This is a genomic window from Burkholderia stabilis (assembly GCF_001742165.1).
GTDB classification, from domain to species: domain Bacteria; phylum Pseudomonadota; class Gammaproteobacteria; order Burkholderiales; family Burkholderiaceae; genus Burkholderia; species Burkholderia stabilis.
Window position 1 is genome coordinate 1673796 of record NZ_CP016443.1, and the last position, 22448, is coordinate 1696243.

Genomic DNA, 22448 nt, shown 5'->3' on the forward strand with positions numbered 1-22448 from the left:
CCTGACGTTGAAAAAGGTTCGGCCGGTCATGCGTGCTGCGCGTGAGCGTCGTGGCTGTGATCGCCGTGCACGAACTGCTGGAGCGATGCGACGCCGCGCTCCTTCGCTTCGAACAGGCTCTCGAGATGCTCGCGCGTGTTGACGAGCCCCTTCGCGCGCACCGTGCCGGTTTCGTCGAGCAGCACCGCATACGGCAGCTTGCCGATCTGGTACGCGAGGCCGAGCTCCTGCGACAGCACGTACGGGAAGCGCCCGAGGTTCTGCTTCTGCGCGAAACGCGTGTGTTCGTCGAGATCGCCGTCGCTCGCGAGCACGACGTTGACCGGCGTCGATTCGCTCGACTGCAGCGACGGCAGCAGCGGCAACAGCTTCTTGCAGACCGGGCACGTCGGCGACAGGAAGAACAGCAGCGTCGCCTTGCCCGCCGCGTCGATACCGCCGACCTTCACCTGCGAGCCGCGGATGTCGGTCAGCTCGAACGTCGGCGCGATCGCGCCGACCGCCGGCCCCTTGTCGATCATCAGCGCGCCGGCCGGCATGATGCGTTCGTACAGGATGCCGATCTGGCGCACCAGCGCGAGACAGATCGCGCCGAGCGCGAGGACGGCCACCCACAGCAGGGCGGTGGAAACGGTGAGAGCGGTTTGCATCATGAATTCCTCAGGTGGGACAGGCGCGGTACGTTGGCGAGCAGCACGTCGACGGTAAGCAGCGCACAGACGATCAGCAGTACGGAGAAGAACAACGTCAGGTAGTCGAACCACACGACGGCGCGCGTGCCCGGCTCGACGAGCGCGGTCGCGGCCAGCGCAACGAGCAGCAGTGCGCGTCCGACGTGCAGCCAGCCGATGCCGCGCGGCGCGTCCGACGCCGCACGTGTCGCGGCAAAGCCCGAACAGCCGCAGTCGATGTCGGTGTGGCCGCGCAGGATGTTGATCGCGAGCCCGGCCGCGAAGGCCAGCAACAGCGCGATCAGGCCGATCGCGCCGGCCATGCGCGTATCGGGAAACAGCAGCGCCGCGGCGCCGACGGCTTCCGCCAGCGGAATCGCGAACGCGGCGGGCGCGGTCAGCGCGTCGGGCAACAGCCGGTAGCCGGCCAGCGCCTGGCGGAACGCGGCCGGCCGGCGCATCTTCGCGAAGGCGCCGAGCAGCACGACGACGGCCGCGCCGGCCTGCGCGCTGGTGGCGAGTACGGGATCGAGGGTCATCGCGGCCTCACGGGTTGACGAGCAGCGACGACGTATTGCCGATCTGCTTCTCGACGTTCTGCAGCTTGCCGGTCGACGCATCCATCACGACGAGGTCGGACGTGCCGGTCAGGCCGTAGAACAGCGGCTTGTCGTCCGCGCTGACCTGGATCGACACGAGCGGATCGATCTTCTGCTGTGCGAGATCCCAGCGCGCGACACGCTGCTTCGACGCCAGGTCGTACACCCAGACCTGCGTGCCGGGGTCCTTGTGCGAGTGCTCGTCGCCCTTGTGCATCAGCACGTAGTAGCGGTTCTGCTTCGCCTGCACGGCCGTCTGCTGCATGCCGCCCGGGCGCCAGCCTTCGGCGCGCTCGGCTTCCGTCAGCAGCGGCCACGACGGGCCGAACGCCGGCTTGTCGCCGCTGAAATCGGCGCTGCGCACGTTGCCGCGGAACGTCGTGAACAGGTAGCCGCCCTTGTACGGCGACGCGTTGACGAACGCCGGGTCCTTGTCGACGTCGATGAACGCGTCCGACATCGTGCGCTTCGTTTCCTTGCCGTTCGCGCCGAGCGTGACGGTCAGCGCCTTGCCGCTTTCGCACAGCGCGGTGAAGCGGTCGTTGCCCGACGGATACGCGAGCACGCACGCAGCCGTGTCGATCTCCGAGAGCACCTTCTTCGAGACGGCGTCGATCACCGTCACCGATGCGGCCGGCGTGATGTTCGCCACGTACAGACGCTTGCCGTCGGCGCTGAACGCGGTGTTGTACGGCGACGGCACATGCTGCCCGTGCTTCGCCGGAATCACGATCTCGCCCGCATGATCGAGCGTCGTGTTGTCCGTCATCTCGACGACGTCGGTGCGCGTGCCGTGCGAGCCGCGCGAGAAGTAGGTCGTCGCGACGAAGCTCGTCCTGTGGTCCGGCGAGATCGCGAGCCCGGGGCCGAAGCCGCCGTCGATCTGGCCGAGCAGTTTCTTCGCGTCGGCGTCGTACACGTAGATGCGCCCGTCGGTCATCGACGGCATCGAGATGTCGACGATATAGACCTCGTGCGGATGCCACGGCGGCATCTTCTGCACGACCAGTTCTTCGGGTTTCTCCGTCGCGCGCGCACTGCCGAGCCATGCCGCAGCGAACGCCAGCGTCGCCGCGAGCGCCGCGGTTCGTCGCCTTGTCCTCATGTCGCCTCCAGTTGGGGAATCACGTAATGTGGGGCGACTGTAGTTCGACAATAAATCCCGTCAGCACCCGGACCGGCAACGCGTGCGTGCCGATTCGGGATATTGGAAATCCGCCTGAAAGGCGCGCGTGCAAGCGGCTTCCGACCCTCTGACGAATACGCGCGGAATAGCGCTCGACCTTATTGCGCCGACCGCACGGTCGGTTTAATCTTGCGCGGTCCTGCTCGATCGCCCGGAGGCGCTGTGTTCGTGTTTCACGAGATGTTCGACGACGCGGACCGGCATGCCGAGGCGCTGCGCGGCTGGAATCAGCGCTACGACCAGATCGGCCCGGGCGCGTATCGCAGCGCGGTCAAGCATGCCGTGCTGGACGGCGTGCAACTGTTCCAGGAAGCCGCGAACGTCCGCATCATCCAACGCGGAAGATTGCCGCCCGGCCATACGGTGTTCGGCATGCCGCTCACCGGCTCAGGCGCGTTCGCGTTCGGCGGCGCGCGCATCGAGCGCGGCACAATGGTGATGGCGCGCGGCGGCGCACCGTTCGAACTGCACTCGCCGGACAACATGTCGCTGATCGGCGTCGTCATCGATGCCGAACTGATGCAGCAGGTCGAGGATGCGGCCGATGTCCGCCTCGACGAAACCACGCTTCGGCGCGGCGTCGCCGAGATGCCGGCCGCCGTGCTGATGCGCGCGAGCCTGCAGATCGCCACGCAGCTCGAACGCCTGCTCTCCACACCCGATGCGTTCATCGATGCGCGTGCCCAGCGCGAGTTGCGCGGCGACATCGGCAACGTGCTCGTCGATCTCCTCACTTACCGGATGCCCGAGCCGCCGAGCCGGCTCACGCATGCGTGCCGCGCCGACATCGTGCGCCGCGTGCACGACCATGTGATCGAACACCCCGAGGCGCCGGTCGACATCCTGAGCCTGTGCGCGCAACTGCGCGTGAGCCGGCGCACGATGCAGAACAGTTTCCAGTCGGTCGTGCAGACGAGCCCGCTGAACTACGTGCGCTCGCTGCGCCTGTCGCAGGTGCGCCGCCTGCTGCTCGATACGCGGCAGGCCGACCTGCCGATCAGCGACGCGGCCGCGCGCTGGGGCTTCATCCATCTCGGGCATTTCGCGAACGCGTACAAGGCCCAGTTCGGCGAGCTGCCGTCGACCACGGCGCGCCGGTCCGTACGCGGCGCAAAAATCCGCTGAACGTCCGCAAAACCCGCGATAATCTTTCGCTGACCGTTCGACGCGCGAGAACCGGGCGCGACGTGCGCCCGCCCGATCGCCGCGTCGCGCGATGCGTGACGACCACCGGATTCCATCCCCTGCTCCGATGCCCGAGGATTTTCACTTCCTGTTGCTGCCCGGCTTCTCCGCGCTCGGCTTCATGTCCGCGGTCGAGCCGCTGCGGGTCGCGAACCGCTTTCGCACCGAGCTCTACCGCTGGCACGTGATCAGCGCCGACGGCGCGCCCGTCGCCGCGAGCAACGGCATTCCGGTGGCCGCCGAAGCTGCGTGCGCGGACGTCGCGCAGGTCGACACGGTGTTCGTCGTCGCGGGCTTCGATCCGCTCGTGTGCTACACGCGCGCACTCGGCGACTGGCTGCGCCGCCAGCACCGGCACGGTGCGACGCTCGGCGGCATCGATACGGGCAGTTTCGTGCTCGCGGAAGCCGGGCTGTTCGACGCGTCACAGCCTCTCACGCTGCACTGGGAAGCGCTGGCCGCATTCCGCGAGCGCTATCCCGGCCTGAACGCGACGCAGGAGCTGTTCGAAATCGACGAGCGGCGCATCACGTGCGCGGGCGGCACCGCGTCGATCGACATGATGCTCGACCTGATCGGGCGGCGGCACGGCGCCGATCTTGCCGCGGCGATCTCCGAGCAGTTCGTCGTCAGCCGCATCCGCCAGCGCTCGGACAGCCAGCGGCTCGAAATCGCCGCGCGCTACGGCGTGCACAACCGCAAGCTGATCCAGGTGATCGGCACGATGCAGCGGCACATGGAAAACCCGCTCGGCTCCGACGCGCTCGCGCAGGACGTATCGATCACGCGGCGCCAGCTCGAACGGCTGTTCAGCGCGACGCTGAACGACACGCCGACGCATTTCTACCTGAACCTGCGCCTCGACCGCGCACGCGAGCTGCTGCAGCAGACCGACATGAGCATCACGTCGGTGTGCGTCGCGTGCGGGTTCGAATCGCCGTCACATTTTTCCCGCACGTATCGTGCGCGGTTCGGCATGAGCCCGCGCAGCGACCGGCGCGCAACGCGCTGATCGTCGCGCGCTTTAATCACAATCCGGCGCGGTATTGCGCGTTCCTGCAGCGTTTCCTGCCGTTCGCTGAACAATGCCGGCGATTGATCGGCGGACCGAGATTACCGTCGAAAATATATTGCAATGATCTCGAAAATATTCTGTAACATACCTCGCAATTAGATAGGCAGCCTAACGAGATGAGAGCCGGGTCGCGACGCACGTCGCACCACACGGGCTGCCGAACCGACATCAATGCCGATCCGAGGGGTATGACATGACGATGCTCGCTTCGCCGTTGCCGCACCTGCCTGCCGTTCGCTTCCCTGCCCCGCCGCCTCCCTGCGTTTTCGTTTCGACTTGACACTTAGGTTTCCTTAGTCAGTCGTCGCTCCCAACACCGCCTCGCCGCACCGGTTCCATCGAACCGGCGCGCGGGCCGTGTCGTGCCTGCGCGCCACGAGCGCACGGGCGTGTCCAACCGTTGAGATGAGGATCACGTATGCAGACATCACGCAAAGCATTGCCGCTCGCCCTGGGTCTCGCGCTCGGTTTCGGCATCGTCGGCGGCGCCTTGGCCGATACCAAGGTCTCGAACCCGCAGGCGACGAGCCTGCGCGAAAGCCTGACGCGCGGCGTCGCGCCGCCCGCCGCGAAGGCCGATACGGCCGCCGGGCAGTTCCGCGCGGACGGCGTCGCCGTCACGCTGTACAACCCCGCATACCACACGAAGAAGGCCGCCGCGACACCCGCCGCCACCGCGCGCGACTTCGTCGCGTCGCAGGCGACGCAGCTCGGGCTCGACCCGGCCGCACTCGCGAGCCTCGTCGTCACATCGGAGCGCAACGATGCCGACTTCACCGTCGTGCGCCTGCAGCAGCAGTCGGCCGGGCTGCCCGTGTACGGCAGCGACATCGCGGTGACCGTCGCGAAGGACGGCCGCATCCTGTACGTCGCGAGCAACACGATCAACGGCGTGGTCGCGACGACGCGCAAGACGCAGGCCGTCGACCAGCAGCAGGCGCTCGACCGCGCACGCGCGTATCTCGGCGTCAGCGGCTTCACGAACCTGGACGCACAGCTCGTCGCGTTCGTCGACAAGGCCGGCACGCATACCGCGTGGAAGGTGCGCGGCCGCCCGCAGGACGGACCGAAAGGCGACTGGGAATTGTTGATCGATTCGGGCAGCGGCGAAGTGCTGCGCGCCGAGGACAAGGCGTTCTACGCGACCGACGGCACGGGTTTCGTGTTCCGTCCCGATCCGCTGTCCTCGACGAAAAGCAGCTACGGCAGCGCCGGTTACAAGGACAACAACGACGCCGATTCGTCTCAGCTCACCGCCGCGCGCGTACGCGTGACGCTGAAGGATCTTGCACAATCGGGCTCGCGCTACACGCTGTCGGGCCCGTATGCGGTGTGCGTCGATTTCGATGCGCCGCTCGACAAAGCCTGCCCCGTGCAATCGACGCCCGCCTTCGAGTTCACGCGCGGCAACCTGTATTTCGAGGCCGTGAACGCGTACTACCACATCGACACGTTCCTGCGCTACGTGAACCAGACGCTCGGCATCAAGGCGCTGCCGTACCAGTACACGGGCGGCGTGCAATACGACCCGCACGGCGAATCGGGCGACGACAACTCGTCGTACTCGTCGAGCAGCGGCCGGCTGACGTTCGGGCAAGGCGGCGTCGACGATGCGGAAGATGCGGACGTCGTGATCCACGAGCTCGGCCACGGCATCCACGACTGGGTGACGAACGGCGGCCTGTCGCAACAGGAAGGCTTGTCGGAAGGCACCGGCGACTATCTCGCCGCCGCATACAGCCGCGACTTCAACCAGTGGAGCCCGACCGACGCGCAGTACCACTGGGTCTACAACTGGGACGGCCACAACGAATACTGGGGCGGCCGCGTGACCAACTGGAACGTCGGGCGCACCTATGCGCAGGCGCGCGGCGCGGAGATCCACACGGCCGGCCAGTACTGGGCATCGTGCAACCTCGTCGCGCGCGACGCGATCGGCGCGCAGGCGATGGACAAGGCGTTCCTGAAAGGGCTGTCGATGACCAACGGCTCGACCAACCAGAAGGCCGCCGCGCAGGCCGTGCTGACGGCCGCCTCCGCGCTCGGCTACAGCAACGCGCAGCTCACGGCGATCGGCAATGCGTACAACAAGAGCTGCACGTACGGCGTGACCGTGCCGCAGAAATCGTAATTCCGCAGCAGGCGGGGGCGCATCGCACGACCTGCGGCGCGCCCTCCTCCTCGACATCGTTACCCTCGCGAGATCGAACATGCCTACTCTGAAACTCACCCATCTGAGCGCCGCGCTGGGCGGCATCCTGTTGACCGCCGCCGCGCATGCGGCGCCCGTGTGGATCACGCTCGGCGATGCGGCGTTCCGCCAGCTTCAACGCATCGACGCAGGCGCGACCGCGCAATACAGCACGACCGTCGACGCCGGCAAGACGGCCGACGGCGCCGCGCGCCGCGAAACCGTTCACGTCGTCGAAATCGACGAGGCGCAGCTCGGCGAGCTTGCGCACGCCGTCCACCACACGCGCGGCCACGGGCCCGGTTATGTCGTGCACGACTCGTTCGCCGAAGCGCGCCAGGCGTTGCAGCCGTTACCCGCGTCGCTCGCGAAGCTGGCCGCGGCGCCGGTGTACAAGGTGTCGAACGCGCCGCAGATCGGCACGTGGCTCCAGCAACTTCAGGCCAGCAACATCGTCGGCACGATCACGTCGCTGTCCGGCTTCACGAACCGCTACTACACGACGTCGCACGGTGTGGCCGCGTCGGACTGGCTCGCGCTGCAATGGAAACAACTGGCAGGCTCGCGCGCCGACATCACCGTCGAGCAGTTCGCGCATACGGGCTTTCCGCAGAAGTCCGTGATCCTGACGATTCGCGGCAGCGATCCGGCTGCGGGCACCGTCGTGCTGGGCGGCCACCTCGATTCGACCGTCGGCCGCACGACGGAGAACACGCGCTCGCCCGGCGCGGACGACGACGCGTCGGGCATCGCGAGCCTCACCGAGGCGCTGCGCGTGCTGCTGGCGAACGACTACCGGCCGAAGCGGACGATCAAGTTCGTCGGGTATGCAGCCGAGGAAGCCGGGCTGCTCGGATCGAAGGCGATCGCGAAGCAGTTCCGCGCACAGAATGCGAACGTGGTCGGCGTACTGCAGCTCGACATGACGAACTACAAGGGCGATCCGAAGGATATCTATCTGATCACCGACTACACGAACGCCGCGCAGAACACTTACCTGACGAACCTCGCGAAGACCTACCTGCCGGAACTCGCGATCGGCACGTCGCAGTGCGGGTATGCGTGCTCGGATCACGCGTCGTGGAATGCGCAGGGTTATCCGGCATCGTTCCCGTTCGAGGCCGACCAGAACGACAGCCCGTACATCCATACCGTGAACGACACGCTGGAGAATTCGGACCGGCAGGCGAACCATGCGCTGAAGTTCGGCAAGCTCGCGCTGGCCTATGCGGTCGATCTCGGCGGCGTGAGCGGCGCGACGGTCAAACCCTGACCGTTTCGCATCGAGCCGTCGTTCGCTGCAAGGAAGAAACGGGCGCCCGCCGCGCGGGCGACCGTTTCAGCGCGTTTTCCCCTTCCGGATAGAATCGTCGTTCGACCACTTCGCCACGCGCCTCCCGCCATGACCGACATCACCGGCTCCCTCGACGATCTCTCGCCCGCCCGCGTCACGACCGCATTCGATCTGCCCGGCCACACGACCGTTCGCGCGCTCGGCGTCGCGCAGGGCATCATCGTGCGCTCGCGCTCGATCGTCGGCTCGTTCGGCGCATCGCTGCAGACGATCTTCGGCGGCAACATCACGCTCTATACATCGCTGTGCGAGAAAGCCCGCCAGCAGGCATTCGACAAGATGCTCGCGGACGCGCGCAAGCTCGGCGCGAACGCGATCGTCGCGATGCGCTACGACTCGACCGAGATCGGCTCGGGCGTGACCGAAGTGATCTGCTACGGCACGGCCGTGCGCGTGACGCAGGGCGCGTGATGCGCGTCACGCGTCGCGCTCGAGCGACTTCATGTTCGTCAGTTGCGGAAACAGCCGCATCCACGTAAGCGCAACCGCGATCGTCGCCGCGCCGCCGACGACGATCGCCGTCGGCGCGCCCCACCATGCGGCCGTCACGCCCGATTCGAATTCGCCGAGCTGATTCGACGTGCCGATGAACAGCGAATTGACCGCGCTCACGTGCCCGAGCATGTCGTCGGGCGTACGCAGTTGCACCAGCGACAGGCGCACGACGACGCTGACCACGTCCGATGCGCCGAGCGCGGCCAGCGCAACGAGCGACAGCGCGAAGTGCCGCGACAACCCGAACACGATCGTCGCGATGCCGAACGCGATCACGCCGCCGAACATCGCACGGCCCGGCCGCCCCCTCAACGGAAAGCGCGTGAGCCACAGCGTGCCCGCGAGCGCGCCGACCGCGGGCGCCGCACGCAATGCGCCGAGCCCCCACGGCCCGACCTGCAGGATGTCGCGCGCGTAGATCGGCAACAGCGCGGTCGCGCCGCCGAACAGCACCGCGAACAGGTCGAGCGACAGTGCACCGAGAATCGCCGGCTCGCGCCGGATGAACGCGATTCCCGAAAACACCGAGCGCAGCGTGACCGGCTCGCGTGCGGGTGGCGCACTGCGCAGCGGAATCGTGCCGCTCAGCATCGCCGCGATCGCGAATGCCACGACGCTCGTGCCGAAGGCGACCGGCGCGCCGAGACCGTAGAGCAAACCGCCGAATGCGGGACCAAGGATCTGCGCGGCCTGGTTCGCGGATGTCGACAACGCAGTCGCGCGCGGCAGGTCGGTGCGCGGCACGACGGCAGGCAGCAGCGACGATACCGATGGCGACTCGAACGCGCGGGCCGTGCCGACCACCGCCGCGAGCGCATAGACGGCCGGCGCGGCCAGCCACCCTTGCACGGCGCCGAGCAGGAACACGCCGGCGGCCAGCGCCTCGACGCCCTGGCAGATCGTCGCGATGCGCCGTCGGTCGTAGCGGTCGGCCACCTGCCCGACGACGAGCGTCAGCGCGAACATCGGCACGAACTGCGCGAGGCCGACGAGACCGAGCGCGAAGGCGCTGTGCGTGAGCGCGTAGACATACCAGCCGATTGCGACCGACAGGATCTGGAAAGCCAGCGACGACATCACGCGCGTGCCCCAGAAGCGCTGGAACGGCGCGTGGCGGAACAGGTTCGCGGGTAAGGGAGAGACGGGGCTGGAGTCGGGTAAGGGCGTGGTCATCGGGGTCTGGCGGCCGGCGGTGCGTGAAGCCCGTATGCGCCACCGGTCGGGTCATTGCCAAGTGGCGATGATAGGGCAAATGCGGAAAATCGACCCCGCACGTCCGCACGTATGCCGGCACGCAGGCAAGCGGCATGGCCCCCCATCCGCGTCACGTCACGCGTCATCACGCCGATCGCGGGCCCCGTCAGCCCGGTGCCGACGCGCGCGTCCACCCTCAACCCGATCCTTCACCGACCCAACCCGCCGCACAAAAAAAAAAGCGCGAACCGCAGTTCGCGCCAAAGAGAGACCTCGCTGAAGAAGTCATTGCCCCACACCACCCCGCTCAGAACGAATGCCGCATCCCGATCCGCACGTCGGCCTGCGTCTGCGTCGTCGACGGCGTGAAGCTGTAGCCGACCACCGCATCGACGCCTTGCGACGCGCGCACGTAATCGCCGGAGATATACACGTCCGTGCGCTTCGACAGCAGGTAATGCAGGCCCGCCGTGCCCTGGTTCCAGTGATGGCCTTCGAAGCGCGTGTGCTGGTAGCCCGCGATCAGGCTCAGCGCCGGCGTGAACTGGTACAGGCCGCCGCCTTCATACACCTGCATGTGCGACGACTGGCCGAAACCCTTGATCGTCGTGTACGAGAAGTTGGCGTCGAGCGTCAGCTTGCCGATCGTGTAGCTCGAGCCGATGCCGAACGTGCCCTGGCTGTCGACGTCCATCGGCGTGTTCGCGAACAGGTCGGTGCGTGCGCCGGTCGCCGGATCGACGGTGACCGTCTGCTGGCCGAGGAACGTGTGCGTGCCGATCATCGCGTACGGGTCGAACGCGTAGATGCCGTTCGGGTTGTTCAGGCGCGTGTACGCGGCGCCGATCGAGAAGTCGCCCTTCGTGTAGCTCGCGCCCGCGCTCCATGCGCTGTTGCGGTGGAAGTTGCCCGCGACGTTGCCGAACGAGTACATCGCGCCGAACTTGAAGCCGCTGAGGTCGTTCGACAGGAACTTCACCGAGTTCGGCAAGCGGTCGCCGTTGAAGCGGTCGAAGTCGCCCTGGTGGATCGCATAACCGCTGCCCCACGCCGAGATGTTGTAGATCGACACGAGTTCGTTCGTGATGTCGAGCTGGTTGCCGAACGACAGCGTGCCCCAGTCGTTCTGCAGGCCGACATACGCCTGCCGGCCGAATTCGGCGCCGCCGAAGCCGAGTTGCCCGTTGCCGAGGCGGAAGCCGCTCTCGAGGGTGAACACGGCCTTCAGACCGCCGCCGAGGTCTTCGGTGCCCTTCAGGCCGAAGCGGTTCCCGTAGGCGACGCCGTCGTCGAACTTCACCACGTGCGAGCCGCCGGTGTTGTTCACGTACGTGATGCCCGCGTCGAGAATCCCGTACAGCGTCACGCTGCTCTGCGCATGCCCGATGGCGGGAATGCAGGCCGCGCATGCAAGCGCGGCGGCTACGGCAACTTTCGTTTGCTTCATTGTCGACCACCCTCCCTGAACCGTTCGATGGAAAGAACCGCTTCCCGGCGCGCGCCGCGATACGCCGGTGGATTCGAATTCAGTACGTCCGATGGCTTCGGCATTTCGTTTTGCGCAATAACGCAGCCATTGGCGAAAAATACAAACCCATATTTCGCATCACCCGTCTGAAGGCGACACCAAATGGTCACGATGCGACCGGTCGGGAAAACACGTAGACAGGCGGCGCGGTAAAAACCGGCCGCCAGAAGGCCGGGTCAATGGCTGTCGAGGGCCGCGCGAACGGCCGGCAGGCCCGGCGCGCCGGCGGCTGTGGTCACGCCGTCCAGCCAGCCGGCAACCCTTGCCGGGTCGGCTTTCAGCGCGTGCTGCGCTGCGAGCGCGGGCGAGATCTTGTTGTCGAGCATGTCGGCGATCATCCGGTTCTCGACATCGACGGAGAACGTCATCTGCCGGAACAGGCGCGCGAGGTTCGCGCACTGGTCGGCGAATCCGGAACGCGTGACGGTATTGACCGTCGCGCCGCCGTAGTTCGGGCCGAAATATGCATCGCCGCCGGACAGGTAGGTCAGATGGAACTTCGTGTTCATCAAATGCGGTTCCCACGCCAGAAAAACGATCCAGCGCTTGTCGCGCACCGCGCGTTCGACCTGCGTGAGCATGCCCGTCTCGCTCGATTCCACCAGCGACCAGTTCGCGGTGCCGAGCGCATGGTCGGACAGCATCCGCTTGATGTTCTGGTTCGCCGGCGCGCCGGGCTCGATCCCGTAGATCTTGCCGCCGAAGCGGTCCGCGTAGCGCGCGAGATCGGCGAACGTGTGCACGCCCGCGGCCGCGACGTAATCGGGCACCGCGAGCGTGAACTTCGCGCCGCTCAGGTTCGCGTGCAGCACGTCGATCGATTTTTCATCGACGAACGGCTTCACGAGCGGCGCCTGCGCGGGCATCCAGTTGCCGAGGAACACGTCGACTTGCCCTTTCTTGAGCCCCTGATACGTGATCGGCACCGACAGGTTCGCCACGTCCTGCCGGTAGCCGAGCGCCTTCAGCACGACACCCGCCATCGCGTTCGTCGCGTCGATGTCGGTCCAGCCGGGCGCGGCCATTTTCACGTCGCCGCACGTCTGCGGATCGGCCGCCTGCGCGCCCTGCGCCACCATCAGGCACGCGGCCGCGGCAAGCGCCGCGCCGATCCGGATTGCTGCATTGCATTGTCGTTCCATCGCCAGCTTCCTCCGTCGTTCGTCAATGATCGCGATGCGGGACGCTCAGCGCCCGACGCGCGGAAAGCGCGCCATCGCCTCGAGCGTGTCGAGGTCGATGTGATTGCGCATGTAGCGCTGGCTCGCGTCGGTGAACGGCTGCCAGTCCCACGCCTGGATGCGGCCCTGCGTCGTCGCCGCGTAATGGAAGCGCCGGCGCCGCTGGCTCGCGCGCACCTGCCGGTCGAGTTCGGGCAGGTTCCAGCGCTGCGCGGCTTGCGTGCGGAACGCCGCGAGCACGTCGGCGGCTTCCGGCAAACCGGCCAGGTTCGTCAGCTCGCGCGGATCGTCCGACAGGTTGTAGAGCTGGTCGGGGTCGAGCGGGCAATGCACGTACTTCCAGTCGCCGCGGCGGATCATCACGACCGGCGCGACCGCGCCTTCCGCGAGGTATTCGCCGAGCGCGACATCGTGCGCGGGCGTGCCGTTCAGGTGCGGCACGAGGCTCGCGCCGTCGACCGGGTCCGGCCAGCCGCCGGCGGGCGCGGCGCCGGCCAGGTCGACGAGCGTCGGCAGCAGGTCGACATGCGACACCGGCCCGCGCACGCGCGCGGCGCCGAAGCGGCCCGGCGCATGAACGATCAGCGGCACGCGGCAGCCGCCCTCGAAGAACGTCATCTTGTACCAGAGCCCGCGCTCGCCGAGCATGTCGCCGTGGTCGGACGTGACGATCACGATCGTGTCGTCGACGAATCCGCACTGTTCGAGCGCGGCGAGCACGCTGCCGAACTGCGTGTCGACGTAGGACGTCGCGCCGTAGTACGCGCGGCGCGCCGCACGAATCTGCGCATCGGTCGGCGGCGTGCGGTCGTTCTCGCAGACGAAGCGCAGCCGCTGCGAATGCGGGTCGCTGTCGGCCGCGTCGAGCCGCACGGCCGGCATGTCGATCTCGTCGTCGCTGTAGCGATCCCAATACTCGCGTGTGATCGCATACGGGTCGTGCGGATGGGTCAGCGACACGACCATGCAGAACGGCCGCGCGTCGTGCCCGGCCGCGCGTTCGCGCGCGACGTCGTACAGCTTCTGCTTCGCGGCGAACGTGACTTCGTCGTCGAAATCGAGCTGGTTCGTGCGCACGCATGGGCCCGCATCGAGCACCGAACTCATGTTGTGATACCAGCTCGGCCGCTCCGTCGGGCTGTCCCAGTCGGGCACCCAGCCGAAATCGGCCGGATAGATGTCGGTCGTGAGCCGCTCCTCGAAGCCGTGAAGCTGGTCCGGCCCGCAGAAGTGCATCTTGCCGGACAGCATCGTCCGGTAGCCGCCCGCGCGCAGATAGTGCGCGAACGTCAGCGTTTGCGCCGGCAATTCGGCGGCGTTATCGTAGGCGCCGATCCCGGACGGCAGCTTGCCCGTCAGCAGCGAGAAACGCGACGGCGCACACAGCGGGCTCGCGCAATACGCGGCGTCGAACACCACGCCTTGCGCGGCGAGCCGGTCGAGCGTCGGCGTGCGCGCGACGCGGTTGCCGTAGGCCGGCAGCGCGAACGGCGTGAGCTGGTCGGCCATCAGGATCAGGATGTTGGGTGTCGGGTTCGTCATCGGCGGTCGTGGGGAAAGCGGTGTTCGAATGGAACGGCGCGCCGCTCGCGCGGCGGGACGTCCGGCATGACGGAGGCGGCCCGAAGAAAGTGCCGCGCACGCGTGCCGCGACTGGCTAGAATCGCGGAAGGCCCTGGCGGCTGCCGTGAGGCTCGCGTGCCGTGCCGTCCGATGCACTATCTCCCGCCCGAATCCGGCCGGGAAGGCGTCCTGCCCTTATGGGGCCATTAGAGGGGCTTATGTCGAAATCCGAACCGTTACCGTCGATGCAGGCGCTGCGTGCGTTCGAATCGGCCGCCCGGCTCGCGAGCTTCACGGCCGCCGCGCGCGAACTCGGTTCGACGCAGCCCGCCGTGAGCCAGCAGGTGTTCCAGCTCGAAGCCGAGCTCGGCGTGCCGCTGTTCGAGCGCAGCCCGCGCGGCGTCACGCTGACGAGCGACGGCGAGTGCCTGTACGAAGCGGTGCGGCTGAGCCTCGACACGTTGCGCGGCGCCACCGCGACGCTGCGCGCGCGCCGCGAGCACGGCGCGCTCACGATCGTCACCGATTTCGGCTTCGCGACGTACTGGCTGATGCCGCGCCTGGCCGGACTGAAGCGCGTGATGCCGGATGTCGACGTGCGGGTGGTCACGTCACAGGATTACGATGCGCAGCGCGATCACGGCGACATCGCGATCCTGTTCGGCGACGGCCACTGGCCGTCGTGCACGGCCGCGCGGCTCTTTCCGGAATCCGTCACGCCCGTATGCTCGCCCGCGTTCCGCGACGCACACCCGGAAGTCGCGCGCGCCGACCACGTGCTCGCGCTGCCGCTGCTGCACGTGCAGCCGACGCGCCCCGAACGCTGGCTGTCGTGGCCCGGCTGGTTCGACGCGCACGGCCTCGACGCGCCGGCCACCGCGCGCGGCGTGACCTTCAACAGCTATGCGCTCGTGATCCATGCTGCGCTGCTCGGCGAAGGCGTCGCGCTCGGCTGGTCGCCGCTCGTCGACGAACTCGTCGCGTCGGGCCAGCTCGTGAAGCTCGTCGACGCGCCCGTCGTCACGTCGCGCGGCTACTTCCTGGTGCGCCCGCCGCAGCGGCCCGAACCGGACGCGACCCACGTATTCCGCCGCTGGCTGCTCGACGCGTGCGCGAGCGCGTAGCGGGCCGCGCCCGCCCGCTGGCGCGCCGATACCAGCCACACGGCGCGTTGGTTCTATCCTCCCCAAAATCGTCCTGATTTACTTGAGCCTCCCGCTACCCGCGCGGCGCGGCGTTTTCGTGCGCTGCCGCACGGCCGTGCGCCCCATGCCATCCGAGGAGTCTCATGACCGCCGAGCACCGCCCCGATCAATTCGTCCTGACACTGTCGTGCCCGAGCGCGGCCGGCCAGGTCGCCGCCGTCGTCGGCTTTCTCGATCGCCATCATTGCTACGTCGATGCGCTGAACGTGTTCGACGACGATCTCAGCAACCGCTTCTTCGTGCGCTGCGTGTTTCATCCGACGGATGAAACGCTGCAGATCGACGCGCTGCGCCACGAATTCGCGCCGATCGCGGCCGGCCTGGGTGGCGACGACGGCGACATGCAATGGGCGATCCACGACGTGAACGCGCGGCCGAAGGTACTCATCATGGTGTCGAAGCTCGAGCACTGCCTCGCGGACCTGCTGTTCCGCTGGCGGATGGGCGAGCTGAAGATGGACATCGTCGGCATCGTGTCGAACCATCCCGACTTCGAGCCGCTCGCCGCGCAGCACGGGCTGCCGTTCCGGCATTTCCCGATCACGGCCGATACGAAGGCGCAGCAGGAAGCGCAGTGGCTCGACTTCTTCGAATCGAGCGGCGCCGAGCTCGTGATTCTCGCGCGCTACATGCAGGTGCTGTCGCAGGAGACGAGCGCGAAGCTCGCGAACCGCGCGATCAACATCCATCATTCGTTCCTGCCCGGCTTCAAGGGCGCGAAGCCGTATCACCAGGCGCATGCGCGTGGCGTGAAGCTGATCGGCGCGACCGCGCACTTCGTCACCGACGATCTCGACGAAGGCCCGATCATCGAGCAGGTCGTCGAGCGCGTCGATCATGCGCTGCGTCCGGAGCAACTGCTCGCGGTGGGGCGCGACGTGGAAAGCATCACGCTCGCGCGCGCGGTGAAGGCGTTCATCGAGCGGCGCGTGTTCCTGAACGGCGATCGGACGGTGGTGTTTTCGTAAGGCCGGCCCGCTGCGAGCGGCCCCCCCCTCTCGTCACGCGGACGCCGGCGGCACGCGCGAAGGCGCCGTGCCGATTCGCCGCGCCCGACGCCGCAGGTACAGGTTGTTGAGGATCAGCGCCACGCCCGTCAGCGCGGCGCCTGCGATCTGCGCGCGGTTGGGCACCACGCCCGTGAACGCGGAAATGATGAAGGCGGTGATGGGCACGATGTCCATGAACAGCACGCCGTTCATCGGCCCCAGGTTGCGGTTGCCGGTCATCCAGAGCAGGATCGCACCGAAGCCGGCCACCGGCCCCATGTACACGAGATGCGGCAGGACCGCGCGCACGTCGGCCAACGATGGCGCCGCGATCCGGTGCGTGGCGATCAGCACCAGATTGACCGCGACGATCGTGGTCAATCCGAGCCATGTCGTGACGGTCGTGTATTTCAATGCCGACCAGCCGGTGAAGCGCGCCGCGCCGAACGTGTAGACGACCCAGCACAACGCACCGACGACGATCAGCGCATTGGCTGCGTAGTGCTGCGGTTCGTGCAGTGCGGCAATCACGTCGCCGCGCGTGATGACGAGGGCGACGCCGGTAAAGGACAGCCCGACGAACAGGACAGACACCGGTGCGGGCGCGACGCGCCGCACCAGCGCGTTGAGCAGGAGCCCCATCATCGGCTGCGTCGCCATCATGATCGACGCGGCAAGCGCCCCTTCTTCGCCGGCCAGTTGCTGGCCCAGGAACACGAACGATCCGAACCCGCAAAAACCGATCGATCCGAGCAGCCACGCGAGCGGCAAGGATTCGCCGGCCGGCCGGAATGCACCGGGCCCCTCGACGATCCGCAGCAACACGATGAAGCCCGTGCCGGCGATCAGGTAACGCAACGACGTGAACGTAAAGGGATCGATGTACCGCAACGCATCGGTCATCACCGGGAACATCACGCCCATCAGGATCGTCGCGCTCACGCACGCCACGATGCCCTTCCCGTACGCGCTCGCGCCGGGCATTGCGATAGTTGCGCCATTCATGACTGTTCATTCCCAAATTAGTCGACAAACGATGCCGATGCGGCAACGCGCCGCGACGGTGTGCTTTACCGTTCCTTGAGTCCTTTACCCGTCTTTCCCGATCTCGACAGCAGCCTCCGGAAGGCTCATCATTTGAAACCGATCATTCTCAAAATAATCAAAAAAATCAGGTCAGTGCGCGCATCGCGATATCGACGATCGAGACGAGCTCCGACTCCGATGCACTTGATTTCCCCAGCACGCGCATGCCCTGGACCAGGCACAGCAGGAACCGGCCGACTTCCTCCGGATCGAGATTCCGATCGAAATCACCCGACTGCTGGCCGCGCGCCACAGCGAGGCTCAGCTGCGTGGCGATGCGCAGCAGTGTCGATTCGATATGCGGGCGCAGCGCTTCGTCGCCGGGCAGCAGTTCGATCGCCGCGTTCGTGATGAAGCAACCGCGCCGCTCCGACAGGCGGGCGCCAATCCTCGTGTAATACATGAGCGCTTCGCGCAGCGTGTCGCGCGGCGGAAGATCCCCGGCGAGGCGTTCCTTGAGCCGCGCCACCGCGCCTTCCGCATACTGGTCGAACGCAGCCACCAGCAACCCGTGCTTGTCCCCGAACGTTCTGTACAGGCTGCCGCGGAACACCCCGGTCGCTTCGCACAGCGTGTCGATCGACGTCGCATGGTAGCCCTGCTCCCAGAACACGCGCGCCGCCGCCTCGACGGCAACGTCGGTATCGAATTCGCGTGGTCGCCCCCTGTCGCGGGAGCCGGGAGGTGTCGAGGTCGGGCTCATGGAAGCGGATATTAGAACCGATCGTTCCCAAAATCAAGCGCCCGTGATCGCGTGATTGCGCTGCGCATGCCAGCGACGCCGCCGGCCATGAATGACAAAAGCCCGACCGCTTGCAAGCCGGTCGGGCTTCGTTGCCTGCCGCGACGCCGATCGCAACGCCCGTGTGCGGTTTCCGGACGCGGCGCTCCGCTACACGGCCCGATGCGTCACTTCACCCAAGCGAAGTAATACGACAGCCAGATCGTCAGCCCCGCGCCGATCAGCGCCGCGTAAGGCATCAGGTTCAGCCACATCGCGCGCTTCGGTACTTCGAGCTCCATGTCGCGCTGCATCTGCGCGGGAAACCGGCCGCGATCCTGCCAGTAGTGGCGATAGAGAAACACCGGCACGATCAGCAGCATCGCGATCAGCCCGTTGCGCAGCGTGCCTTCGCCCTGCAGGTTCGCCCCCGCGCCGACATAAACGAGGTTCGCGTAGCCGCAGATCGCGCCGCCGACGAGCAGCCAGGTCGGGCAGCGGAACGGACGATCCCAGTTGCCGCGATCCATCCGGTGGATCCAGCCCGACTGCAAATTCAGGAACACGAACAACATGTAGCAGACGTTGGAGATCGACAGCACCGTCATGTAGTCCGACATCATCAGCAACACGAGGTTGAAGCCGAGATCGGTCCACATCGCGCGCGTGGGCGAGCCGTGCTCGTTCACGTGCGACAGGTACTTCGGCAGCCAGCCGTCGACGGACGCCTGATACAACGTGCGCGACGAACCCATCATCGACGTCATCACGATCAGCAGGATCGACAGCATCAGCATCACGACCACCGCATTCGCGACCCACGCGCCGCCGCCGACGATCTTCGCCATCGCGGCCGCCACGCCGGTGCCGTCGCCGATCGACGGATCGAGCATCGCCTGCGTGCCGAGCGCGCCCTGGAACGCCATCGGCACGAGCGTCATCACGACGAGGCACAGTGCGCCCGACCAGAAGATCGCCTTTGCGGTATCGCGGCGCGGATCGCGGAATTCGCGCGTGTAGCAGACGGCCGTTTCGAAGCCGTACGACGCCCAGCCGGCCATGAACATCGCGCCGAGCGCCATCGTGACGCCCTGCCCGTTCCACGAGCCGAACGTCGCGGCCGTGACGTTGCCGTGCGCGTCGTGACCGAGCGGCAGCAGCGGGAGCAGGTTCGACATCGGCACGTCGCCGGTGACGAACGGCACGATACCGACGATCAGCAGCGGCGTGAGCGATGCGATGCCGAGAATGCGCTGCGTACGCGCAGCCTTCGACGCGCCGCTGTGCTGAAGTTTGAACGTGATGAGAAGCAGGATCGTCGCGATGATGAACGTCGCGTTGATCCGCAGGGACAGACCCGGCTTGATGAACCCGAGATCCGCAACCTTGAGCTGCCAGTGCAGCACCGCCGCATCGGCGGGAAAGAGACTCGTGAGCGCGTAGCTCGCCGCGAGACCGCAGCCGAGCGCCAGCATCGGCGACCACGCGAGCCAGTTACACCACACGGAAACCGGGGCAATCAGCTTGCTGTAGCGAACCCAGCCGATCGCGCCGTACACGGACGCGCCACCCGATTTATGGGGAAATAGTCCCGATATTTCCGCATAAGTCGCGCTCTGGATCAGCCCCATCGTGATCGCGGCGATCCAGATCGCCCACGCGGGCTGGCCGATCGTCGCGCATACGCCGCCGATCGTGAACAGCACGCCTGCCGGCACGCCGCTCGTCACCCAGAATGCGTCTTTCCAAGTCAGGCCACGATGCAGCGTATGGCCCGTCGAATCATGTGAGATGGTTGCCTCAACGTCACTGGTGCGGTTAGCACGCAGTCCTGCCTGACTCATCCAATTCCTCCTCTCGAGCAGAGTTAGCGCTTCAGCGCTTACTCTGGTCCGATGCAAAGCAGATGACTCCGCACAAGGGTCGTAGTGTAACAACTTACGCACTTTCTTGCAGAATCGGAAAAACAATTCCGGGATATGGCCGCATTGCATCACGAATATTTCGGATTCCTGCGTGCCATTCCCGGCATGTTTCTTTGATTGTTCGTCTGATGAATCCTTCGTGTACTTACTGCGCGCCTTCCGTCCACGCATTCACGCGGTCGGCATGGGCCGCGATCCACGCATCGGCGGCCGCTTCCGGCTTCGAGCCGTTCTGGATCGCCAGCATCACGCTGTCGATTTCACCCGGCTTCCACTGGAATTTTTTCAGGAACGCGACGACCGGCTTGGCCTTCGTTTCGAGCCCCGGATTCACGACGCTGTCGACGTGCTCGGCACCGCCGAACACCTTCTTCGGATCCTCGAGGAAGCGCAGCTTCCACTTCGCGAACATCCAGTGCGGCGCCCAACCGGTGACGATGACCGGCTTGTTCGCGTTGACCGAACGCGACAACTCAGCCGCCATCGCACTGCCCGAGCTCGGCATCAGCGTGTAGTTCAGCCCGTAGCTCTTGATCGCGTCGTCGGTCTTGCGCATCACGCCGGCGCCCGCATCGATGCCGACGATCCGGCCGCCGAAGTTACCTTTCTCCGCGTTCAGGTCGTCGATGCTCTTCGCCTTCACATAGGCCGGCACGATCAGGCCGATCTTCGCATCCGGGAAATTCGCGCCGACGTCGACGACCTTGTTCTTGTACTCGTCCCAGTAGGAGCCGTGCGTGACCGGCAGCCACGCAGACAGCGTCGCGTCGAGATCGCCGCGCGCCACGCCCTGCCACATGATCCCGGCGGCAACCGGCACGAGCTGGACCTGATAACCGAGCTTCTTCTCGATGACGCGGGCTGCGACGTTCGTGGTCGCGACGCTGTCGTCCCAGCCTTCGACGTAGCCGATCTTCAGCGTCGGCTTCGTATCGGCCAGCGCCGACGCGCTCAGCGCCACCATCGCCGACAGTGCGCCGGTCCACAACAGTTTTCCGAACAGCTTCATGGTCGATCTCCTTGATGTGCGCCTGCGCGCGTTGTCTCTCTAGGTTCTTCAACCACAATTCCGCGGTATCGTTGTTTTCCGACGGATGCTTGTCCGGAGGCGACGCCCCCGGGCCAGCCGATGGCGTATTTCGACTACTTGTCGATCACGAGATCCGACAGCGGCTTGCTGCAGCACAGCAGCACCATCCCCTGATCGATCTCGCGCTGGCGGATGCCGCCGTTGTGTTTCATCTCGACCTGCCCCGACACGAGCTTCACCTTGCAGGTACCGCACATGCCCTGCGTGCACGATGCGGGCAAGCGCACGCCCGACTGACGCGCGGCGTCGAGCACGTGCTGCTCCGAGCCGCACGCGATTTCGCGATTGCTCTTTGCGAAGCTGACCGTGAACTGCTTCGTCGCCGCGTCGCCGCCTTCGGCCGGCGGTGCGAGATCGGCGAGCAGCTCGTCGCTCGCAGTCTGCGCGAGCGTCTCGAACGAGAAGCTTTCCTCGTGATACTGCTTGCGATCGAAACCGGCTTCGTCGAGCAGGTCGCGCACGGCCTTCATGTACGGCGCGGGGCCGCACGTGAAGATTTCGCGTTCCATGAAATCCGGCGCGATCAGTTTCAGCAGCGGCAGCGTCAGGAAGCCCGTGACGCCCGGCCAGTTCGTGCGCGCGCCCACGCGCTCGACGACGAACGACGTGCGGAAATTCGTATGGTTCGACGCGATCAGGTCGAGCTCGCGCGCGAAGATGATGTCGTCCGGCGTGCGTGCGCTGTGCACGAACAGGATGTCGCGATCTTCCGCGAGATCATGGTGCGCACGGCTCATCGACATCAGCGGCGTGACGCCCGAGCCGGCCGACAGGAACAGGTACTTGCGCGCCGGATGCCGCGCGCACGTGAATTCGCCGGCCGGGCCGAGCACGCGCACCGACGCGCCCGGCTGCAGGTTGTCGTGCAGCCAGTTCGACACCTTGCCGCCCGGCACGCGCTTCACCGTGATCGACACCGTGTGCGGCCGCGCGGGCGACGACGAGATCGTGTAGCAGCGGTTGATCGTTTCGCCGTCGATGTCGAGCTCGAGCGTGAGGAACTGCCCGGGCTCGAACGAGAACGAACGGCCTTGCGGCGAACGGAAGAAGAAACTCTTCACGTCGTGCGTTTCCTGCCGCACCTGGCAGCACACCAGCGTTTCCTCGACGTCGCTCGTCCAGCGTTCGGGAAGGGCGTTCCAGAACGCCGGGCGCGTGACCCGACTTTCCGTCGGCTCGAAATTGGCCGCATCTCGCATCATGTCTGACT

Annotated in this window: 19 protein-coding genes; 7 read left to right on the forward strand and 12 right to left on the reverse strand. The window is 66.5% G+C overall.

Annotated elements, in window-relative coordinates; genetic code table 11:
* Nucleotides 1-26: 26 nt before the first annotated feature.
* Genes mauD through BBJ41_RS25390 form a run of 3 tightly spaced genes read right to left on the reverse strand, consistent with a single transcriptional unit; the run spans nucleotide 27 to nucleotide 2375 of the window.
* Nucleotides 27-653: a methylamine dehydrogenase accessory protein MauD gene (gene mauD / locus BBJ41_RS25380; protein WP_069748995.1), complete on the reverse strand. Its 627-nt coding sequence runs from the start codon at nucleotides 651-653 to the stop codon at nucleotides 27-29.
* Complete coding sequence (locus BBJ41_RS25385; protein ID WP_069748996.1) at nucleotides 650-1210, reverse strand: MauE/DoxX family redox-associated membrane protein; 561 nt, start codon at nucleotides 1208-1210, stop codon at nucleotides 650-652. Before BBJ41_RS25385 ends, mauD begins: the two co-directional genes overlap by 4 nt.
* A 7-nt stretch (nucleotides 1211-1217) precedes the next feature.
* Nucleotides 1218-2375 (reverse strand): amine dehydrogenase large subunit, encoded by a 1158-nt coding sequence (locus BBJ41_RS25390; protein WP_069748997.1) that lies wholly within the window; start codon nucleotides 2373-2375, stop codon nucleotides 1218-1220.
* A 243-nt stretch (nucleotides 2376-2618) separates the two neighbouring features.
* On the opposite strand from BBJ41_RS25390, the gene BBJ41_RS25395 reads away from it, so the two are divergent.
* The 5 genes from BBJ41_RS25395 (at nucleotide 2619) to BBJ41_RS25415 (ending at nucleotide 8672) form a co-directional block, all read left to right on the forward strand.
* On the forward strand, nucleotides 2619-3581 hold the full coding sequence (locus BBJ41_RS25395) for a helix-turn-helix domain-containing protein (RefSeq protein WP_069748998.1): 963 nt from the start codon (nucleotides 2619-2621) through the stop codon (nucleotides 3579-3581).
* Between the two features lie 127 nt (nucleotides 3582-3708).
* A complete protein-coding gene (locus BBJ41_RS25400) occupies nucleotides 3709-4653 on the forward strand; it encodes a GlxA family transcriptional regulator (RefSeq protein WP_069748999.1) in 945 nt (314 codons plus the stop codon).
* Between the two features lie 481 nt (nucleotides 4654-5134).
* Nucleotides 5135-6847 (forward strand): M36 family metallopeptidase, encoded by a 1713-nt coding sequence (locus BBJ41_RS25405; protein ID WP_069749000.1) that lies wholly within the window; start codon nucleotides 5135-5137, stop codon nucleotides 6845-6847.
* Between the two features lie 79 nt (nucleotides 6848-6926).
* Complete coding sequence (locus BBJ41_RS25410; protein WP_069749001.1) at nucleotides 6927-8180, forward strand: M20/M25/M40 family metallo-hydrolase; 1254 nt, start codon at nucleotides 6927-6929, stop codon at nucleotides 8178-8180.
* A 129-nt stretch (nucleotides 8181-8309) separates the two neighbouring features.
* Nucleotides 8310-8672: a YbjQ family protein gene (locus tag BBJ41_RS25415; protein ID WP_069749002.1), complete on the forward strand. Its 363-nt coding sequence runs from the start codon at nucleotides 8310-8312 to the stop codon at nucleotides 8670-8672.
* 6 nt (nucleotides 8673-8678) lie between these two features.
* On the opposite strand, the gene BBJ41_RS25420 is transcribed toward BBJ41_RS25415, so the two are convergent.
* From BBJ41_RS25420 to betC, 4 genes are all read right to left on the reverse strand, one after another.
* Nucleotides 8679-9929, reverse strand: coding sequence for an MFS transporter (locus tag BBJ41_RS25420; RefSeq protein WP_069749003.1), 1251 nt, complete (start codon nucleotides 9927-9929; stop codon nucleotides 8679-8681).
* Between the two features lie 328 nt (nucleotides 9930-10257).
* Nucleotides 10258-11397, reverse strand: coding sequence for a porin (locus BBJ41_RS25425; RefSeq protein WP_069749004.1), 1140 nt, complete (start codon nucleotides 11395-11397; stop codon nucleotides 10258-10260).
* A gap of 257 nt (nucleotides 11398-11654) precedes the next feature.
* On the reverse strand, nucleotides 11655-12620 hold the full coding sequence (choX, locus tag BBJ41_RS25430; RefSeq protein WP_069749005.1) for a choline ABC transporter substrate-binding protein: 966 nt from the start codon (nucleotides 12618-12620) through the stop codon (nucleotides 11655-11657).
* Between the two features lie 45 nt (nucleotides 12621-12665).
* Nucleotides 12666-14201 (reverse strand): choline-sulfatase, encoded by a 1536-nt coding sequence (gene betC, locus BBJ41_RS25435; RefSeq protein WP_069749006.1) that lies wholly within the window; start codon nucleotides 14199-14201, stop codon nucleotides 12666-12668.
* Nucleotides 14202-14440: 239 nt separating this feature from the next.
* Between betC and BBJ41_RS25440 the strand changes: the two genes are divergently transcribed.
* Together BBJ41_RS25440 and purU are read left to right on the forward strand one after the other, a co-directional pair.
* Complete coding sequence (locus BBJ41_RS25440) at nucleotides 14441-15346, forward strand: choline sulfate utilization transcriptional regulator (protein WP_069749007.1); 906 nt, start codon at nucleotides 14441-14443, stop codon at nucleotides 15344-15346.
* 164 nt (nucleotides 15347-15510) lie between these two features.
* A complete protein-coding gene (gene purU, locus BBJ41_RS25445) occupies nucleotides 15511-16395 on the forward strand; it encodes a formyltetrahydrofolate deformylase (protein ID WP_069749008.1) in 885 nt (294 codons plus the stop codon).
* 33 nt (nucleotides 16396-16428) lie between these two features.
* Here the strand turns inward: purU and BBJ41_RS25450 are convergent, their stop codons facing one another.
* The 5 genes from BBJ41_RS25450 to BBJ41_RS25470 form a co-directional block, all read right to left on the reverse strand.
* Complete coding sequence (locus tag BBJ41_RS25450) at nucleotides 16429-17421, reverse strand: DMT family transporter (protein WP_069749009.1); 993 nt, start codon at nucleotides 17419-17421, stop codon at nucleotides 16429-16431.
* Nucleotides 17422-17587: 166 nt separating this feature from the next.
* Nucleotides 17588-18205 (reverse strand): TetR/AcrR family transcriptional regulator, encoded by a 618-nt coding sequence (locus tag BBJ41_RS25455; RefSeq protein WP_069749010.1) that lies wholly within the window; start codon nucleotides 18203-18205, stop codon nucleotides 17588-17590.
* 206 nt (nucleotides 18206-18411) lie between these two features.
* A complete protein-coding gene (locus BBJ41_RS25460; RefSeq protein WP_069749011.1) occupies nucleotides 18412-20067 on the reverse strand; it encodes an APC family permease in 1656 nt (551 codons plus the stop codon).
* Nucleotides 20068-20293: 226 nt separating this feature from the next.
* Complete coding sequence (locus BBJ41_RS25465) at nucleotides 20294-21157, reverse strand: glycine betaine ABC transporter substrate-binding protein (RefSeq protein WP_069749012.1); 864 nt, start codon at nucleotides 21155-21157, stop codon at nucleotides 20294-20296.
* A gap of 134 nt (nucleotides 21158-21291) precedes the next feature.
* The gene (locus BBJ41_RS25470; RefSeq protein ID WP_069749013.1) at nucleotides 21292-22440 is read right to left on the reverse strand and encodes an FAD-binding oxidoreductase; all 1149 of its coding nucleotides are present in this window, start codon (nucleotides 22438-22440) and stop codon (nucleotides 21292-21294) included.
* Nucleotides 22441-22448 lie beyond the last annotated feature (8 nt).

What these genes read in the sequence shown, in the direction of transcription:
- BBJ41_RS25470 (WP_069749013.1), bottom strand. Translation starts at nt 22,440, where the DNA reads ATGATGCGAGATGCGGCCAATTTCGAGCCGACGGAAAGTCGGGTCACG.
- choX (WP_069749005.1), bottom strand. Translation starts at nt 12,620, where the DNA reads ATGGAACGACAATGCAATGCAGCAATCCGGATCGGCGCGGCGCTTGCC.
- BBJ41_RS25390 (WP_069748997.1), bottom strand. Translation starts at nt 2,375, where the DNA reads ATGAGGACAAGGCGACGAACCGCGGCGCTCGCGGCGACGCTGGCGTTC.
- BBJ41_RS25460 (WP_069749011.1), bottom strand. Translation starts at nt 20,067, where the DNA reads ATGAGTCAGGCAGGACTGCGTGCTAACCGCACCAGTGACGTTGAGGCA.
- betC (WP_069749006.1), bottom strand. Translation starts at nt 14,201, where the DNA reads ATGACGAACCCGACACCCAACATCCTGATCCTGATGGCCGACCAGCTC.
- mauD (WP_069748995.1), bottom strand. Translation starts at nt 653, where the DNA reads ATGATGCAAACCGCTCTCACCGTTTCCACCGCCCTGCTGTGGGTGGCC.
- BBJ41_RS25420 (WP_069749003.1), bottom strand. Translation starts at nt 9,929, where the DNA reads ATGACCACGCCCTTACCCGACTCCAGCCCCGTCTCTCCCTTACCCGCG.
- BBJ41_RS25455 (WP_069749010.1), bottom strand. Translation starts at nt 18,205, where the DNA reads ATGAGCCCGACCTCGACACCTCCCGGCTCCCGCGACAGGGGGCGACCA.
- BBJ41_RS25385 (WP_069748996.1), bottom strand. Translation starts at nt 1,210, where the DNA reads ATGACCCTCGATCCCGTACTCGCCACCAGCGCGCAGGCCGGCGCGGCC.
- BBJ41_RS25465 (WP_069749012.1), bottom strand. Translation starts at nt 21,157, where the DNA reads ATGAAGCTGTTCGGAAAACTGTTGTGGACCGGCGCACTGTCGGCGATG.
- purU (WP_069749008.1), top strand. Translation starts at nt 15,511, where the DNA reads ATGACCGCCGAGCACCGCCCCGATCAATTCGTCCTGACACTGTCGTGC.
- BBJ41_RS25425 (WP_069749004.1), bottom strand. Translation starts at nt 11,397, where the DNA reads ATGAAGCAAACGAAAGTTGCCGTAGCCGCCGCGCTTGCATGCGCGGCC.
- BBJ41_RS25410 (WP_069749001.1), top strand. Translation starts at nt 6,927, where the DNA reads ATGCCTACTCTGAAACTCACCCATCTGAGCGCCGCGCTGGGCGGCATC.
- BBJ41_RS25415 (WP_069749002.1), top strand. Translation starts at nt 8,310, where the DNA reads ATGACCGACATCACCGGCTCCCTCGACGATCTCTCGCCCGCCCGCGTC.
- BBJ41_RS25450 (WP_069749009.1), bottom strand. Translation starts at nt 17,421, where the DNA reads ATGAATGGCGCAACTATCGCAATGCCCGGCGCGAGCGCGTACGGGAAG.
- BBJ41_RS25440 (WP_069749007.1), top strand. Translation starts at nt 14,441, where the DNA reads ATGTCGAAATCCGAACCGTTACCGTCGATGCAGGCGCTGCGTGCGTTC.
- BBJ41_RS25405 (WP_069749000.1), top strand. Translation starts at nt 5,135, where the DNA reads ATGCAGACATCACGCAAAGCATTGCCGCTCGCCCTGGGTCTCGCGCTC.
- BBJ41_RS25400 (WP_069748999.1), top strand. Translation starts at nt 3,709, where the DNA reads ATGCCCGAGGATTTTCACTTCCTGTTGCTGCCCGGCTTCTCCGCGCTC.